Raw genomic sequence first — 16,804 nt, 5'->3', positions numbered from 1 at the left:
ACAGGGCGCGGGACGCGCGCGATGCGAGAGGGGCGGGGGCGGTGCGGTGGCGTGCGAGGCGAGTGGCTCAGCCGAGCCCCATCGACCGGGCGACGATCACCTTCTGGATCTCCGACGTACCCTCGATGATCGTCATCATCCGCACGTACCGGTAGAGGAACTCCAGCGGATGGCCCCGGACCCAGCCCGTCGCGCCGTGTACCCGCAACGACCGGTCCACGACCCGGACGGCGGTCTCCGAAGAGGTCAACTTCGCCAGCGCCGCGTTCTCCGGCGTCTCCACGCCCTCGTCCACCAGCCGCGCGCACGCCAGCGTCAGCAGCTTGGCCGCCTCGACCTCCGCGCGACTGCTCACCAGGTGCTCCTGCACGTGCTGGTACGCGCCGATGCGCTCCCCGAACGCCCGCCGTTCACGGGCGTACTCGATCCCCAGCCGCAGGGCGTACTCGGCGATGCCGTTGCACATGGCGGCCACCACCAGACGGCCCCGGGAGAGGCTGTCGATGCCGTTGCCGAGGGCGGCGCCGATCCCGGCCTCGCCGCCGACGACGGCCTCGGCCGGCAGCCGCGCCCCGTCCAGCACCAGCTCGTACAGCCGCTCGCCCGACATACCGTCGTATGCCTGCCCGATCCGCAGCCGGGGATGGTCCATCTCCACGACGAACGCGGTCGGTCCGCCGTCACCCGTGCCGTCGTCCGCCCGGGCCACGACGATCGCGAAGTCCGCGTGCCCGGCGTTGCTCACGAATGTCTTGCGGCCGCTCAGCACCCACTCCCCGCTTTCCTCGCGGGTCGCGGTGCTGGTGAGGTGGAAGGCGTCCGACCCGGCGTTCGGCTCGGTCAGCGCCAGACAGCGGGTCGCCTCCCCGCGCACCAGCGGCTTCAGATACCGCTCGATCTGCTGCTCGGTGCCCTGCCGCAGCAGCGGGCTCGGCCCGTCCGAACCCGCCAGCGCGTACGGGGCGAGCGGACAGCCGCTGCGCCCCGCGGCGTGGTGGAGCAGCACCACGGCGCTGAACGGCATGCCGGAGCCGCCCAGTTTCTCGGGGTAGTCGCCCGCGTAGAAGCCGAGCTTCGCCGAGCGGGCGCGGACGTACGCCCGCAGGTCGGCGGGGGGCAGGTCGCCGTCCTCCGGCAGCTCGGCCGCCAGCGGCACCAGCTCGCGTCGGACGAACGACTCGAAGGAGCCGACGAGTTCACGGTGTTCCGTCTCCAGGACGGACGAGGGGGCGGTGCTCATCGGGTCGCCTCCGTGACCGCGCGGGCCTGGTCGGCGAGGACCGGATGCTGGAAGAGGACCCGCAGCGGCGGGCGGCCGCCGAGCCGGGGCTCCAGCCACGCGGCGAGCTGGGCGGCCAGTAGGGAGTGCCCGCCCACCTGGAAGAAGTGCGACGACGGCGAGAAGCGGTCGTGCCCCAGCACCTCCCGCCAGCCCTCGCTGAGCAGCGCGACGGCCGGGTCGGCGGGTGCCGCGGACGCCTGCTCGGCGACCTGGTCGAGCGGCAGGTCGGCGGCTGCGCGGGTCAGGGCGGCACGGTCGGGCTTGCCGCCGGGCAGGGTCGGCATCGCGTCCATCCGGATCCAGCGGCCGGGGACGAGCGCGGCGGGCAGCCGCCCGGACAGGGCGGTGTGCAGGGCCTCGGCATCGGGCTCGACGGGTGCCTCGGTGGGTGCCTCGGCGCGGGACTCGAAGAAGCCCACCAGCCGTGGCCCGCCGGACGCCTCCCGGTCGAGGACGACCGCGCAGGACCGGCCGCCGAGCTCGGCGGACGCCGCGGCCTCGACCTCCTCCAGCTCGATGCGGTAACCGCGCAGCTTGATCTGGTTGTCGCGGCGGCCGAGGAAGACCAGGCGGCCCTCGCGGTCGCGGTAGCCGAGGTCACCGGTGAGGTACACGCGCTCACCACCGAGCGCCGGTACGGTCACGAACCGGGCGGCCGTGGCCTCGGCGGCCGTCTCGCCCCCGAGGTACCCCTCGGCGAGAGAGGCGCCGCCGATGGCGAGTTCACCGACCGCGCCCCACGGCAGCGGACAACGGCCCGCGCCGAGGACGTGGACGTCCACGCCCGGCAGCGCGCTGCCGAGCGGCACCTCGGTGCCCTCGGCGAGCTCCGCCCGGTCCACCTCGTGGACGGTGGAGGTGACGGCCGCCTCCGTCACCCCGTAGGCGTTCAGGACCGTGACGGTGCCCGTAGCGTCAGTGGCGTCGAGCAGCTCCCGCAGCGCACCGGCCGGCAGCCGCTCGCCGCCGCACACCAGGAGCCGCGGCGACCAGCGGCCGTCACCGAGCGCGTCGCGCAGCTCCGCGCGGACCGCGAGGAGATAACTCGTCGGCAGATTGGCGACGGTGACCCGGCGGGCCGACAGCACGGCGATCAGCTCCGCGGCCGTCGGCACCTCCCGTTGCGGTACCACGAGGGCCGCACCGGCCAGCAGCGACGGCAGCACCTCCTCCAACGCCACGTCGAACGACGGCTGGGCGAACAGCAGCACCCGGTCCTCGGAGGACAGCGCGTACCGCCGCGCCACGGCCGCGGTGAAGTGGGCCAGCGCGGCCCGGCCCACCACGACGGCCTTGGGCACACCGGTGGAGCCGGAGGTGTGGATGATGTACGCCGCGCCCTCGATCCACTCGGCGGGCTCGGCCTTGGGGAACTCCGCCGCGTCGAGGAGGGCCACCGGCAGGCCCTCGGCGGGCAGGGACAGCGCGCTCTCCCGGTCGGTCAGCACGAGCGCGGGCCGCAGCCGCGCCAGCAGCGTCTCCAGGCGCGCGGCCGGGTCGTTGGGGGAGAGCGGGGTGTAGACCGCCCCCGTGCGCAGACAGGCGAGCAGGGTCACCACGGTGTCCACGCCGCGCGGCAGCACGGCCGCCACCGGCCGGCCCTCCGTGACGCCCGCCGCCCGCAGCTTCCCGGCCAGCTCCCCGACCCGGCGGTCGAGCTCCCCGTATGTGATCTTCAGGGCGCCGCTGACGATCGCGACGGTCGCGGGGTCGTGCCCCGCGACGGGGTCCAGGGCCGCGGCCGACGTCACGGGGAGGGCCTCTGCGTCCGCCGGGCTCACGACGGCGGGCGCGGGGGCGAGTTCGGCGAGCGTCGTCGTCGGCGCGTCCAGATAGGCGCGGACGAGGTCCAGGAACCGCTCGGAGAGCAACTGTGCCGTCGCCCCGTCGAACAGGTCCCGGTCGTAGTCCCACACCAGCGTCATCCCGGCCGCGCCCTCGCGCGGGCCGACCGTGCGCCGGTCGTCGGGTAGCAGCACCAGATCGAGGTCGAAGCGGGTCGTGCCGGTGTTGAAGCCCTCGAACAGCGACACCTCCAGGCCCGGCACCCCGATCTGCGGCAGCGCCGCGTCGTGCGCGCTGAACATGACGCTGAACAGCGGGTTGTCCGCCCCGGAGGTGTGCAGCCCCAGCGCCCGGGTGAGCACCTGCACGGGCACTTCCTGGTGCGGCAGCGCGCGGATCAGACCGTCGGTCACCTCGTCCACCGTCGCGTCGGCCCCGGCCGCGGGGTCCAGCCGCAGACGCAGCGGGATGGTGTTGACGAACATCCCCGTGGCGCCCTCGAAGCCCTCCGGGCGGTTGCCGACCGCCGTGCCGACGACGAGGTCGGTGCGCCCGCTGTGGCGGCGCAGCAGTTCGGCGAAGAGCGCGAGCAGCGTGGAGAACGGCGTGTGGCCCTGGGCGCGGCTGTGTGCCCGCAGCCGCTCGGCGAGGTCCGCCCCGATCGGCTGGCGCAGCTGGGCGCCCGCGTGCCGGCGCCGCACACCGGGCCGGGCGAGCCCGGGCAGCGGCAGATCGAAGGTGGCGTCGGCCAGCTCCCGCTGCCAGTACGCGAGGCTCGCCTCCCGCCGCTCCTGTCGGCCCGGCCCCTCGGCGGCCCGCACGTGGTCCTCGTACGAGGGCGCGGCCGGCAGCTCGGCCGGCTCGCCCAGCACCCGCGCCCGGTACACGGTGAACACGTCGCGGAGCAGGATCGCGAAGGAGTGCCCGTCGTGGACGAGGTGGTGCTCGACGTGGATGATCCGGTGGTGGCCGTCACCGAGGCGGACCAGGCACCAGCGCAGCAGCGGCGCCTCGAAGACGTCGAGGGGGGTGACGGTCTCGGTGCGCAGCAGCTCTTCGAACGCGGCCTCGGGGTCGGCCTCCTGGCCGAGGTCGACGTTCCGCACGCGGGGCGTGCAGCCCTCACGGACGCGCTGGCCGGGCAGCGCGCCGGGGTTCTCGACGAGTTCGAGCCGCAGCCCGGGGTGCCGGTCGAGGGCGGCGGCCAGCCCGTCGCGGAGCGCGCTCTCGTCGAGCGTGCCCCGCAGGTCGATGGTGGCGGTGAAGTTGTAGGCGCGACTGCCGGGCAGCATCTGCTCGTGCAGCCAGACGATCTCCTGGGATGTGGAGAGTCCGAACATGGTCAACCCTTCCGTGGGGTGGTTGGAGGGGCCCGGTGCCGCCGTCGGGTGGACGGCGGGCCGGGTCAAGTGAGGCAAGTGAGGCAAGTGAGGGGGGACGGGCGGCCGGTGGGGATCAGCCCACCGGCGCGTGCCCATGGGTGCGGGCCCGCAGGGCGTCCAGCAGGGCGTCCAGCAGGGCGGCGAAGGCCTCCTCGGCGACCGGGTCCGGTAGGACGCCCCGGTCCCACGCCATCCGGACGAGGAGGTCCGTGCCGTGGGAGACGGACACGGCGAACGGCGCCTGGAGCGGGCGGCCGTCGATGTGCGTCTCGTGCCCGGTGGCGTCGCCCAGCCGCAGCGGGGGACGGCGGTGCAGATCCTCGGAGGTGAGCAGGCCGTCGAGCCGCCCCGACCAGGGCACCCCGGCGGTGCGGGCCGCGTGCACCACCTCGTCGAACGGGGCGTCCGCGTGGTCGAGGTCGTCCCACCACGCCACGGTCCGCTCGTCGAGGTCGCAGGCGGTGGCCGGGTGCACCACGGTGTTGAGGAAGCAGCCCAGGACGGGCTGTGCCGCGGCGGGCCTGCCGCCCCAGGGATAGCCCAGGGCCGGGACCCGGTCCGGGCCGTACAGCGTGCGCGCGGCGGCGGCACAGGCGTCGAGCAGCTCGGGGAAGGCGGGCCGGGAGCCGTCCGGCGCGGCGGGCAGCCGGTGCAGCACGGCGCCGGTGCCGGCCGGGCCGTCCCCGGCGCGCGGCGCCGACGCGGGGCCGGCGGCCGGGCGCAGCGCGGCGAGCCGCCGGGCCCAGTACGTGACGGACCGCTGCCCCGACGCCCGCGCCTCGGCCTCCAGTTGGAGGTGCACGGCCTCGCGGTAGGCGGCCAGCTCGTCCGCCGCCCGGGCATCGGGGACGTCCCGGGGGCCGAGCCCGTCGCGGTAGGCGTCGGTGAGATCCGCCATGACCCGGCCGATGGACGCCTCGTCGCAGGCCGCGTGGTCCATGACGACGGCCAGGACGTCGCGGTCGGCCGCCGGGTCGGCGACGAGGAACAGCCGCAGCGGCGGGCCCTCGGCCGCCCAGGCGCCGAGCGCCCGGCGCAGCGCGTCGGCGGCGCTCTCGCCGGGGCGCGGCTCCACACCGCTCACCCGGGCGTCGGGCTCCCCGAGCCGCTGCACCGGGACCCCGCGCAGTGTTTCGGGGCGGGCCCGCAGGGCCGGGTGCAGGGCGGCGAGGTGCCCGGCCGCCGCCCGCAGCCGGCTCACGTCGACGGACCCGCGGGGGAAGGCGAAGAACAGCGGGACGAGATCGGCCCGGCCGGCCGGGTCCATCCGCCGGGCGAGCAGGAACCGCCGCTGCGCACCGGTGACCGGGAGCGACCCGGCGGCCCGCGCCGTGCCGTCGACGGTGCGCCGGTATCGGTCGAGGTACTGCGAGGTGATGCTGCTGGACTGCACGATGTCCTCCCGCGCGCCCGGGGCGCGCTGACTCGTGAGACGAAAGGGGGGTGTCGGGCGGTGGTGCGGTGGGGCACGTCCGACCGCCGCGGTGTCGGAGCGTCCGAGCGGTTCGCTACGAGGGCGCTTCCGGGCGGCGGGTGGGCGGGGTGGTGGTGCGGTGGGGCCTACGTACCGGAGACGGCCCGGTCCTCGTCGGCGGCGGGCGCCGGCAGATCGCGCAGGCGCCGCAGCGGGGAGAGCAGCAGGGGCAGAGGGACGAGCAGGAAGCCCGCGGCGCACACCCATACGGCGGCGCGCGGCCCGGCGGCGGACGCCACGGCCCCGCCGAGCAGGGCGCCGAGCGGCATGGTGCCCCAGACCATGAAGCGCAGGGTGGCGTTCATCCGCCCGAGGAGCGCGTCGGGGCACAGCAGTTGCCGGAAGCTGACCTGGGCGACGTTGTAGACCACCGCGCCGAAGAAGACGGCCGCGGAGGCGACCGCGAACCAGACGGCGGCGGCGCCGTGTCCGGCCAGCGGCCACAGCAGCGCGAACGGCCCGGTGACGACGGTCGACAGCCAGATGACCCGGGCCTGGCCGACCGCGCGGGCGAGCGCTCCCGCGCACAGCGCGCCGGCCAGTCCGCCGACGGCCGAGGCCGACAGCATCAGTCCGAGCACCCCGGGGGGCAGGCCGAGCTCCCGCACCAAAAACACCGTCTGCACGGACATCAACATCGCGGAGAAGAAGTTCGCGACCCCGGTGGCGCAGGCGATCATACGGAGGACGGGATGGCGGAGGACGAACACGAGGCCCTCCGCGACCTGGGCCCGCAGCGGGACGCCCGCGACGGGCGCGGGCCGCGGCTCACGGGCGCGGATCCCGCGCAGGAAAAGCGCCGAGACGAGGTAGCCGATCGCGTCGGCCAGCAGGGCGACGGGCGCCCCGAGCAGCTGCACCAGGGCGCCGCCCAGCCCCGGCCCCGCCACCTGGGCGGACGAACGAGCCGTCTCCAGGGCGCCGTTGCCCGCGACCAGCTGCTCCCGGGGGAGCAGGCCGGGCAGGTAGCTCTGGTGCGCGATGTCGAAGAACACGGTGGCCACACCGGTGATGAGGGCGGCCACGTACAGCTGCGCCATGGTCAGCGCCCCGGCCCACGCCGCGAGCGGCAGGCTCAGCATGGTCACGGCCCGTACGACGTCGGTGCGGATGAGCAGGGGCAGCCGCCGCATCCGGTCCACCCAGGCTCCGGCGGGCAGCCCGACCAGCAGGAACGCCGCGGTCTCGGCGGCGGTCAGCAGCCCGACCTCCATGGGCGACGCGTCGAGCTCGATGACGGCCACCAACGGCAGGGCCACCACGGTCACTTGGGCACCGATCTGGCTCACCGCTGCCCCGGAGAGCAGTAATCGGAAGTCGTAGTTCCGTAAGAGCCCTGAGCACACCGGCTTCACTGACGAGGACATTTGGCAGACATTTGGTGATGAGGGTGGGCACAGTCAAAAGGATCCGGGTACTTCCGGACAGTTTTGTTCGTAATGCGGACAACTCGTGGTGACGTTGGGGCGAAAGGTTTCATACTGTTGCTTGAACGTCACCCAGGGTGGCCTGCGACGGAAGCGTTTTCTGCGGTTCCGGTGCGCCGAGGGGGGCCTGATGTTCGAATGTCCGATAGTCGGTGCCGTGCCCGGGGTGGATCGGTTCAAAGTGGTGACACTCGGGCGGCTTTGAGATAAGCGGCGATGAGATGGGCGGCTCGGGGAGGAGTGTCCGGGAGTGTCCGGCTGCCCTACAGCTCCACGTCCGCCTGCACCGGCAAGTGATCGCTGGGGAACTGCCCGCCCTGCTGGAAGACGTTGATGGCCGCGCGCCGGGTCCGCACCCGGGGCGAGGTGAGGATCCAGTCGATGCGGTCGCCGTCCGGCACGAGTGGCCGGTATCCGTGGAAGGTCGCGTACTGCGCCCCGCGCCGGTCGGCCGCGTCCCAGGAATCCACGAGCGAACCCTGGTCGAGCATCGTGCCGTAGACGGGGTTGCCGTGTGCGGGGACGTTGAAATCGCCGGTGACGATCCGGGGGAGGGCCGGATCCAGACCGCGCAGCCGAGTGGTGATCAGCGCGGCGGAGCGCTCGCGCGCGTACTGGTGGGCGTGGTCGAGATGGGTGTTGAAGGCATAGAACTCGCCCCCGGTGAGCAGATCCCGGAACCGGACCCAGGTGACCATCCGGATCACGGTGTTGCCCCAGGTCGCGGAGCCGATGAGATACGGGGTGTCGGAGAGCCAGAAGTGGTCGTACGCGACGGGGGCGAGCCGCCGCACGTCATGGAAGACGGCGGCGAACTCATCACGGCTGCCTCCCGCGCGGCCCGTGCCGATCCACGCGTAGCGCGGCCCGAGATCGTCGGCGATGTCCCGCAGCTGCGCGTACAGCCCCTCCTGGGTGCCGAGGAGATGAGGGCGTTCCTGGCGCAGCAGCGCGCGGGTGACAGGCCGGCGATCGGCCCAGGTGTGGGGCGGGGTGTCGGAGGCGTAGCGGAGGTTGAAGCTCATCACCCGCAGCGGACTTCGGCCGCCACCACCCCCGACGGGCCCGGCCGCGGCCGACGCGGCCACGGCCCGCAGCGCGGTGCGGCGGTCGAAAGGAGCGTGCGCGAAGGCGGTCACGGCGTCTCCAGGGTCCGGGCGAGGTCCGGGTACCGAGGATTCTCATGCGTCGCAGGGGCCGCCGCAACGGTGCCGTGGGTGACACGTGCGGGGGGTTGTGACGGCGTCCGTCGACGGGCGGCGGCGCCCCCGGGGGCGCCGCCGGGCGTGTCGGCGCGGCTCGCGCGAGGGCCCGGCCCCCCTCTTTTCCGCCACCACACGCCAAGATCGAATCCTTGCGCGGATTCCCCTACCGGCACTTCGACATTGTGTCTAGGGTGGGAGACGCAGCTGGTTCGCCCCGCCCGCCAGGCGGGAGCGTCGCAAGAGGGAACCCGGTGGGAATCCGGGACTGCCCCGCAGCGGTGAGTGGGAACGACCGCCGTCATACGCACTGGACGCCCACGCGTCCGGGAAGCGACGGCCAGTAGGTGCCCGACGGCCCCAAGGCCCAGGGCGCGCCCGCGAGTCCGAAGACCTGCCACTGCCCGCGCGCCACCCGCGCGCGGTGATCTCGGTGGCCTCGAGGGAGGGCCGGCGGTGGCAGGCAGGCGTGCCCGGCACGCCCGCCCTCTTCGTCGTCCCTTCGCGCCCGGGTCCGCCGTGGTCATTCCGCGACTCGCGAAGGAGAGTTCCGTGACCGACCGCATCGCCACCCCGCCCTCCCGGGCCACCGTCCACGGCTACCCCCGCCAGGGCCAGGGCCGTGAGCTGAAGAAGGCCATCGAGGGCTACTGGGCGGGCCGCGTCACCGCCGACGCCCTGCACACCACCGCCGCCACCCTGCGCCGCACGGCCTGGCGCCAGTTGACCGAAGCCGGTGTGGACGAGGTCCCCACCGGTGACTTCTCGCTCTACGACCACGTCCTGGACACCACGGTCATGGTCGGCGCCATCCCCGAGCGGCACCGCACCGCCGTCCGGGACAACGCCCTGGACGGCTACTTCGCCATGGCCCGCGGCACCCAGGAGGCCCCGCCGCTGGAAATGACGAAGTGGTTCGACACCAACTACCACTACCTCGTCCCCGAACTGGGCCCGGACACCGTCTTCACCGCCGACCCCGCCAAGCCGCTCGGCGAACTGCGCGAGGCCCTCGCCCTCGGCCACACGGCCCGCCCCGTCCTGGTCGGCCCGGTCACCTATCTGCTCCTCGCCAAGCCGGCCCCCGGCGCCCCGGCGGACTTCCAGCCCCTCACCCTCCTCGACCGGCTGCTCCCCGTGTACGCCCGGGTGCTGGCCGAGCTGCGGGCCGCGGGCGCCGAGTGGGTCCAGCTCGACGAGCCCGCCCTCGTGCAGGACCAGCCCCCCGCCGTCCTCAGCGCCGCCACCCGCGCCTACCGCGACCTCGGCGCGCTCGCCGACCGGCCCAGGATCCTGGCCGCCGCCTATTTCGACCGCCTCGGTGACGCCCTGCCCGTCCTTGCCAAGTCACCCGTCGAGGGTCTGGCCCTGGACTTCACCGGCCCCGCCGCCGCCAATCTCGAAGCCCTCGCCGCGGCCGGCGGTGTGCCGGGCAAGCGCCTCGTCGCCGGCGTCGTCGACGGACGCAACATCTGGCTCAACGACCTCGAACACTCGCTGGCCACCCTCGCCACCCTCCTCGGTCTCGCCGGCCGGGTGGACGTGGCACCGTCCTGCTCGTTGCTGCACGTCCCCCTCGACGCCACCGCCGAACGCGACGTGGACCCCCAGGTCGCCCGCTGGCTCGCCTTCGCCCGCCAGAAGACCGAGGAGATCGTCACCCTCGCCCGCGGACTGAACGAGGGCACGGACGTCATCGCCCCGCAGCTCGCAGCCAATCGCTCCGCCCGCGCCTCCCGCGCCGCCTCCGCCCTCACCCACGACCCGGCCGTCCGGGCCCGCGCCGCGGCCGTCACCGAGCGGGACACCCGCCGCCCGCAGCCGTACGCCGAGCGGACCGCCGCCCAGCGGGCCCGGCTGAACCTGCCGCTGCTGCCCACCACGACCATCGGCTCGTTCCCGCAGACCACCGAACTGCGCACCGCTCGTGCCGACCTGCGCTCGGGACGGATCGACGCCGCCGGGTACGACGAGCGCATCGCCGCCGAGATCCGCGACGTCCTCGCCTTCCAGGAGAAGGCCGGGCTGGACGTCCTCGTCCACGGCGAGCCCGAACGCAACGACATGGTCCAGTACTTCGCGGAGCGGCTCACCGGCTACCTCGCCACCCAGCACGGCTGGGTGCAGTCCTACGGCACCCGCTATGTCCGTCCGCCGATCCTGGCCGGTGACATCTCCCGCCCCGAGCCCATGACCGTGGCCTGGACGAGCTACGCCCAGTCGCAGACCGAGCGCCCGGTCAAGGGCATGCTCACCGGGCCCGTCACCATGCTCGCCTGGTCCTTCGTCCGCGACGACCAGCCGCTCGCCGACACCGCCCGCCAGGTCGCCCTGGCCCTGCGCGATGAGGTCGCCGACCTGGAGGCCGCCGGGACCGCCGTCATCCAGGTCGACGAGCCCGCGCTGCGCGAGACGCTGCCGCTGCGCACCGCCGACCGGCCCGGCTACCTGGCCTGGGCGACCGAGGCGTTCCGGCTGACCACCGCGGGCGTCCGGGCGGACACCCAGATCCACACCCACATGTGCTACGCCGAGTTCGGGGTCATCATCGGCGCCATCGAGGAGCTGGACGCCGACGTCATCAGCCTGGAGGCGGCCCGCTCGCACATGCAGGTCGCCGACGAACTCGCCGTGGCCGGATACGGGCACGAGGTGGGCCCGGGCGTCTACGACATCCACTCGCCCCGTGTGCCGGGCGTCGAGGAGACCGCCACCCTGCTGCGCAAGGGGCTCGGCGCCATCCCCGCCGAGCGTCTGTGGGTCAACCCCGACTGCGGCCTGAAGACGCGGGGCTGGAGCGAGGTCCGCGCCTCCCTGGAGCATCTGGTCGAGGCGGCCCGGCAGGTGCGGGCCGAGCTGACGGGTCCTGACGCGCGCTGACGCCGGTCACCGCCGCTCTGATCAGGGGCGGCAGCGGGCGCGGCCCGGCGCCGATGTGCCGGGCCGCGCCCGCTGTTCACGGCCAATCCCGCTCAAGTGGCCCAAATCCCAACGGACTCTCATGATTGACTGCCCCCACCGGTCATGCCCCCCACAGGAGAGGACGGCCACGATGAGCAGGCGCCCCGAGCCGCGTCGAATGATCATCGGTGGGGAGGAGGCGGTGGTGGTGGCCCCCGAGGAGTACGAGCGCCTGGCGACCACCCGCAGACAGGTGGGCGCGCAGGGCGCCCGTATCCGCGTCCTCAAACAGGAACTCCAGCACAGCCTCGCCCTGTTGGCGGCCGTCGAGTCCCTGCTGGCCGACGTTCCGCACGGCCGTCCGGGGCCGTCCTTCGACGGCGGGGGCGGCGGTGACGTCGGCCATCCGGCGGCCTCCTGTGTCCGCTGCGGGTTGCTGGAGCTGATCCAAGGGAGGCCGCCGGCCGCGACGCGGGCCCAGCGGGGCGGGCTGACCGCCCTGTGAGTCCCCGTGTACTTCCGTGCCGGTTCAGGGGGCCGGCGGTGCCGGCTCCGGGGTCAGTGGCCGACCGCAGCGCAGGTTCCAGCGTCCGGCACGGCCGGTGAGTTCGGTCAGCGACAGCGGGGGCACGTCGAGCCGCCAGAAGAGCTGCGGCGGCAGCCCCAGCGCGTGCACGACCGCCGCGCGGACCACCGCGGGTTCCACGACGGCGAGCAGCCGGCCGTCGTCGTCGGTCCGCCCGTCCAGCCAGGAGCCGACCCGGCCGACGAGGTCCAGCAGCGACTCACCCCCGTGCGGCGCGGCGCCGGGGTCCGCCAACCAGGAGGCCACCGCCTCGGGTTCGGTGGCGGAGAGCTCGGCCAGCCCCCGCCCGCGCCAGCCGCCCACCTCCAGGTCCCGCAGCTCGGGCACGGCAGCGGGGGACAGGCCGAGCGCGGCGGCCGTCCCCCGGCAGCGCGGGGAAGGGGCACAGAGGGCGGCAGACATCCGGGGCAGGCCGCCGGCGGCGGCGCGTGCCTGCCGGGTGCCGACGTCGTCGAGCGGGGCCCCGTCGTCGAAACGGGCCTCGCGCAGGGCGGCACTCATCGCCGGTGAGAGCAGCGTCACACGTACGGTCATGGTCCTCAACTCTCCTCCCGGGCGGGCCCGGTCGGCCCGGGCCCAGCAGACCACGAGGGGGCGAGCGGGGCGCGCGCGGGGGTGCGCATCCGCACGCCGTAGCGCCCCGGTCGCGTACACGGTACGGTCGCGTGTACATGACGACGGTGTGACGGAAGTCCGGTGAGATCCCGGCACGGTCGCGCCACTGTGTACCCGGCGAACGCCCCCCGATCCACGTGGGGCGGTGGCAGGGAAGTCAGACCCGGCACCGTCGTTGAAAGCACCACGATCGGGACGCGTGTTCCCCAGGAGGTTTTGCCATGGCCCAGTCAGCCGCCCCCGCGACCGGTACCCCCGCCGTACCGGCGATCACCCCGATCTCCCTCAAGGAGATCGCCCCGTGGACGCTCTTCTTCGGGATCCTCGCGCTGATCCTGCTGTACTTCGTCGGCGCCGAGCAGGGCGCCACCGCGCTGATCTCCGGTGAGGGTGTGCACGAGTGGGTGCACGACGGCCGTCATCTGCTCGGCTTCCCCTGCCACTGAGAGACCAGGGGTCAACAGCTCGTGAACTCCATATCGGTACGGGCCCTGCTCGTACGCGGCATGCTCGCCGGCCTCGCCGCCGGCGCGCTGGCGCTGCTCACGGCCTATCTGCTCGGGGAATCCCGGGTGGACGCGGCCATCGCCTTCGAAGAGGCGCACAGCCATGACCACGGCGGCGGTGAGGAGCTGGTCAGCCGCTCCCTGCAGTCGACCGCGGGACTGGCCACCGGCATCCTCGTCTACGGGGTCGCACTGGGCGGTATCGCCGCCCTGGTGTACTGCTACGCGCTGGGCCGCGTCGGCCGGTTCGGCCCGCGCGCGACGGCGGTACTGGTCTCGCTCGGCGCGTTCGTCGCGGTCTATCTGGTGCCGTTCCTGAAGTATCCGGCGAACCCGCCCGCCGTGGGCGACCCGGACACCCTGGACCAGCGGACCGCGCTGTTCTTCCTGATGATCGCGCTCAGCGTGCTGCTCACCGTCGGCACGGTCATCCTGGGCAAGCGGCTGGCTCCCCGCCTGGGGAATTGGTACGCGAGCGTCGTGGCGGGCGCCGCGTTCCTGGTAGTGGTGGGGATCGCCTTCGCGTTCCTGCCCTCGGGCGAGAACGTGCCGGAGGGCTTCCCCGCCGTGCTGCTGTGGCAGTTCCGCCTCGCCACGCTGGCCGTTCAGCTCGTCCTGTGGGCCGGTTTCGGCCTGCTCTTCGGTCACCTCGCGGAGCGTCTGCTGCTCTCCAAGGCGGGGGACCGGCAGGGCGACGGGACGGCGTCGCGGACGGCCACCGCGGCGCGCTGAGCGCACCGGAGCACCGAGAGCACCTCATCTGTCCCGTGGGTTCGGAAGGGCGACTGCCCGACCGTCCCACGGGACAGTCGCGTTCGGGGCGTCGTCCGTGCTCGGGGCGTCCTTCGTGCCCGGGGAAGGCGTCCGTGCTCGGGAAGGCCTCGTGCCCGCTTCGGAGTCAGTCCCGGCGCAGCAGCATGTCGATGATCGAGTCGAGGTGCTGGGCCCGCTCCCGGCCCGGCGGCAGGGCCTCCGGGACGGCGTGGACCAGCTGGCCGTGGCCGAGGAAGCTGGTGTAGCCCAGCATGCCGCGCAGCCGGGCCTCTTCGGGCGTGAAGCCCAGCTCGGCGAAGACCTGGGTGAGATAGCCGAGCCGACGCTCGGTCACCCGCTTCACCACCGTGGCGACCAGCGGGTGTCCGACGGTGGCCAGCAGGGAGACCTCGAGGGGGTTCTCGGTGACCGCCTCGGTCGCCGCGACGAACAGCCTGCGCAGTCGCCGTTCGGGGTCCGGCTCGGCCGACAGCTCGGCGATGGCCGCCTCGGTGCGGGTCTGCTCCCAGCGCAGCAGCGCGGCCTCGATCAGGGCGTCCCGGCTGGCGAAGTGCCAGTAGAAGCTGCCCTTGGTCGTCCCCAGCCGGACGGCGAGCGGCTCGATCGCGACGGCGGCCAGCCCGCCTTCGCCGATGGCGATCAGCGCCGCGTCCGCCCAGTCCAGCGCGCTGAGCCGCTGTCGTCCGCCGGGTTCCCGCAATCGCCGTTGCACCATGACCGTACGCTACCGTACGGTTGAACATACGCCAGCGTATGGAGGGGCAATGCGCACGGTCCGCAACATCCACGAACGCGTCATCGAGGCTCCGGCGGAGACGGTCGGAGCTCTGCTCGACCGGCTGTCGTCCGACGACGACCCGATCTTCCCCACCCCCGCCTGGCCCGCGATGCGCTTCGACCGCCCGCTCGGAGTCGGGGCCGAGGGCGGCCACGGCCCGGTGCGCTACCGCGTCGGCGCCCATGAGCCCGGCAGCCGCGTCCGCTTCGACTTCACCCCACCGTCGAACGGCTTCCACGAGATGGCCGTGGAACCGCTCGGCCCCGGCCGCTGCCTCGTACGGCACACTCTGGAGCAGACCCAGCGCGGCACCGAGGCGCTGGCCTGGAGCCTGGCGATCCGGTTCGCCCATGACACCGTCGTGGAGGAGGTCTTCGACAACATCGAGCGCGTGGCGACCGGTTCGCTGCGGCGGGCGGTGCGCTGGTCCCCGTGGGTGCGGTTGCTGAACCGGCTGAAGTGGGACAAGCCGGTCGAGGTGGAACTCCCCGCCCGGGCCCGGCTGGCCCGTACCGCCTTCGAGCGCACCGATTTCACCGACGCCTGGCAGCTGGAGATCCTGCCGGGGATGCCCGAGGACCCACGGGCCTGGGAAGGTGCTCTGCGCTTTCCTGTCGTGGCGCGCGGGGACGGCGAGGTCCTACTGGGCAAGGACGCCGGCCACCTGGACTTCCGGGCCTCGATCCTCATCGACCAAGGGCGCGTCACGCTCAGCACGGTCGTGCGGATCCACAACCCGGTGGGCCGGGCCTACTTCACGGTCGTCAAGCGGGTGCACCCCGCCATGGCCCGCGCCCTGCTGCGCCGCACCCACCGCCGACTGGCGCTGTCCACCCCGAGCGCGGGGTCGCGCGAGCGGTTCCACCGGGCAGCGGACCCGGCCACCGCCGAGGTGGCCGTGCCATGACCGGGAGGCGGACCCGTTGAACAGGGGACAGCGGGTCCGTCTCCCTTCTCCGCGGCCGTGCCGCCCGCTGTTCAGCCCCCCAGCAGCTTGGCCTCGATCTCCGGGTCCAGGCCGAGCGGGGGACGGTCCATGCGTCGCGGCGGCGGACCGTCCAACTCCCGGAGCCAGGCCCAGGTGTCGGCCACCGTCTCCTCGACGGGGCGGCAGCGCAGCCCGGCGGCCAGCGCCTTGGACACATCACCCTCGTGCATGGTGGCGTACGCCTCGCCCGGCGGCACCCAGATCGGCAGGTCCATCCACGGCTCGACACCCGCGGCGAGGATCGGCTCCGGATCCGTCCAGCGCAGCTCGGCGTCGGAACCGGTGACGCGTACGCACGCCTCCAACAGCCCGCCCATGGTGGTGTGTCCGGGCGGGCTGATGAGGTTGTAGGGGCCGCCGAGCTCCCGCTCCACGGCGTCCAGGGACCATCGGGCGAGATCGCGCGCGTCGATGTACTGCAACGCCAAGTCGCGTGGCCCGGGCGCCAGCACCGGGCCGCCCCGGGCGATGCGCAGCAGCCACCACGGCAGCCGCCCGATGTTCTCCCGGGGGCCCAGGATCAGCCCGGCCCGCACCAGCAGCGCCCGGTCCCCGAAGACCTCGGTCACCGCCAGCTCTCCGCCCCGCTTGGCCTGCGGGTAGTCCACCTCGCCGGCGTCGGGCGAGCCGTCCACCAAGGGCGCGTCCTCGTCGTGCCCGGGCGCGCAGGGGTAGCTGTACACCGAGCCGGTGGACACGTACACATACCGCTTCACCCGTCCGGCCAGCGCCCGCGCCGCGTCCCGCACGACCGACGGCGCGTTCGTCCAGGTGTCGACCACGACGTCCCACTCGCCATGGTCCAGCGCCGCCAGACCGCCCACCTCGGTACGGTCGCCCAGCAGTTCGACGACGCCCGGCGCGGGCTCGTGGCGGCCGCGGTGGAAGACGGTCACCTGCCAACCCCGGGCCAGCGCCTCGTCGGTGACGGCGCGGCCCACGAACTCCGTTCCACCCAGTATCAGAAGTCTCATGACCGCGACTGTGCACCCCGGACCGCGCCGGGGGAAGCACCCCATGCTCTCAGCGGAATCGCCCAGAGCTGAACGCCCCGGCCTCGTTGTGCGTGACCCCTGCCACAGCGTATTCGGCCGACGGACAGCC

13 protein-coding genes and 1 riboswitch are annotated in these 16,804 nt (G+C 73.8%); of the genes, 5 read left to right on the top strand and 8 right to left on the bottom strand.

Going from position 1 to position 16,804, the window contains the following annotated elements:
- Positions 1 to 67 precede the first annotated feature (67 nt).
- From ACZ53N_RS04280 to ACZ53N_RS04260, 5 genes are all read right to left on the bottom strand, one after another.
- Positions 68 to 1,240, bottom strand: a complete 1,173-nt coding sequence (locus ACZ53N_RS04280) for an acyl-CoA dehydrogenase family protein (protein ID WP_469139446.1) — start codon at positions 1,238 to 1,240, stop codon at positions 68 to 70.
- Positions 1,237 to 4,407, bottom strand: coding sequence for a non-ribosomal peptide synthetase (locus ACZ53N_RS04275; protein ID WP_469139445.1), 3,171 nt, complete (start codon positions 4,405 to 4,407; stop codon positions 1,237 to 1,239). The genes ACZ53N_RS04280 and ACZ53N_RS04275 overlap by 4 nt, the downstream gene beginning before the upstream one ends.
- 115 nt (positions 4,408 to 4,522) lie before the next feature.
- Positions 4,523 to 5,842, bottom strand: a complete 1,320-nt coding sequence (locus ACZ53N_RS04270) for a condensation domain-containing protein (RefSeq protein WP_469139444.1) — start codon at positions 5,840 to 5,842, stop codon at positions 4,523 to 4,525.
- 167 nt (positions 5,843 to 6,009) lie between these two features.
- Entirely contained in the window at positions 6,010 to 7,290 is a 1,281-nt protein-coding gene (locus ACZ53N_RS04265; RefSeq protein ID WP_469139443.1) for an MFS transporter, read from the bottom strand.
- A gap of 323 nt (positions 7,291 to 7,613) precedes the next feature.
- On the bottom strand, positions 7,614 to 8,489 hold the full coding sequence (locus tag ACZ53N_RS04260; RefSeq protein WP_469139442.1) for an endonuclease/exonuclease/phosphatase family protein: 876 nt from the start codon (positions 8,487 to 8,489) through the stop codon (positions 7,614 to 7,616).
- Between the two features lie 271 nt (positions 8,490 to 8,760).
- Positions 8,761 to 8,952, top strand: a riboswitch (cobalamin riboswitch).
- Between the two features lie 152 nt (positions 8,953 to 9,104).
- Between ACZ53N_RS04260 and metE the strand changes: the two genes are divergently transcribed.
- Complete coding sequence (gene metE / locus ACZ53N_RS04255) at positions 9,105 to 11,432, top strand: 5-methyltetrahydropteroyltriglutamate--homocysteine S-methyltransferase (RefSeq protein WP_469139441.1); 2,328 nt, start codon at positions 9,105 to 9,107, stop codon at positions 11,430 to 11,432.
- Positions 11,433 to 11,604: 172 nt separating this feature from the next.
- Positions 11,605 to 11,958, top strand: a complete 354-nt coding sequence (locus ACZ53N_RS04250) for a hypothetical protein (RefSeq protein ID WP_469139440.1) — start codon at positions 11,605 to 11,607, stop codon at positions 11,956 to 11,958.
- A 24-nt stretch (positions 11,959 to 11,982) separates the two neighbouring features.
- On the opposite strand, the gene ACZ53N_RS04245 is transcribed toward ACZ53N_RS04250, so the two are convergent.
- On the bottom strand, positions 11,983 to 12,573 hold the full coding sequence (locus tag ACZ53N_RS04245; protein ID WP_469139439.1) for a histidine phosphatase family protein: 591 nt from the start codon (positions 12,571 to 12,573) through the stop codon (positions 11,983 to 11,985).
- 302 nt (positions 12,574 to 12,875) lie between these two features.
- On the opposite strand from ACZ53N_RS04245, the gene ACZ53N_RS04240 reads away from it, so the two are divergent.
- Positions 12,876 to 13,100: a CbtB domain-containing protein gene (locus tag ACZ53N_RS04240; RefSeq protein ID WP_130880926.1), complete on the top strand. Its 225-nt coding sequence runs from the start codon at positions 12,876 to 12,878 to the stop codon at positions 13,098 to 13,100.
- A gap of 21 nt (positions 13,101 to 13,121) precedes the next feature.
- Positions 13,122 to 13,892: a CbtA family protein gene (locus ACZ53N_RS04235; RefSeq protein WP_469139438.1), complete on the top strand. Its 771-nt coding sequence runs from the start codon at positions 13,122 to 13,124 to the stop codon at positions 13,890 to 13,892.
- Between the two features lie 166 nt (positions 13,893 to 14,058).
- Here ACZ53N_RS04235 and ACZ53N_RS04230 read toward each other — a convergent pair whose 3' ends face one another.
- Positions 14,059 to 14,649, bottom strand: a complete 591-nt coding sequence (locus ACZ53N_RS04230) for a TetR/AcrR family transcriptional regulator (protein WP_469139437.1) — start codon at positions 14,647 to 14,649, stop codon at positions 14,059 to 14,061.
- A gap of 49 nt (positions 14,650 to 14,698) precedes the next feature.
- Here ACZ53N_RS04230 and ACZ53N_RS04225 point away from each other — a divergent pair, with 49 nt between their 5' ends.
- A complete protein-coding gene (locus ACZ53N_RS04225) occupies positions 14,699 to 15,619 on the top strand; it encodes a DUF2867 domain-containing protein (RefSeq protein WP_469139436.1) in 921 nt (306 codons plus the stop codon).
- Between the two features lie 71 nt (positions 15,620 to 15,690).
- Here ACZ53N_RS04225 and ACZ53N_RS04220 read toward each other — a convergent pair whose 3' ends face one another.
- On the bottom strand, positions 15,691 to 16,674 hold the full coding sequence (locus ACZ53N_RS04220; protein ID WP_469139435.1) for an NAD-dependent epimerase/dehydratase family protein: 984 nt from the start codon (positions 16,672 to 16,674) through the stop codon (positions 15,691 to 15,693).
- Between the last annotated feature and the right edge of the window lie 130 nt (positions 16,675 to 16,804).

This window comes from Streptomyces sp. NPDC033229 (assembly GCF_055576875.1).
This window is presented reverse-complemented; position numbering and strand designations above follow the sequence as displayed.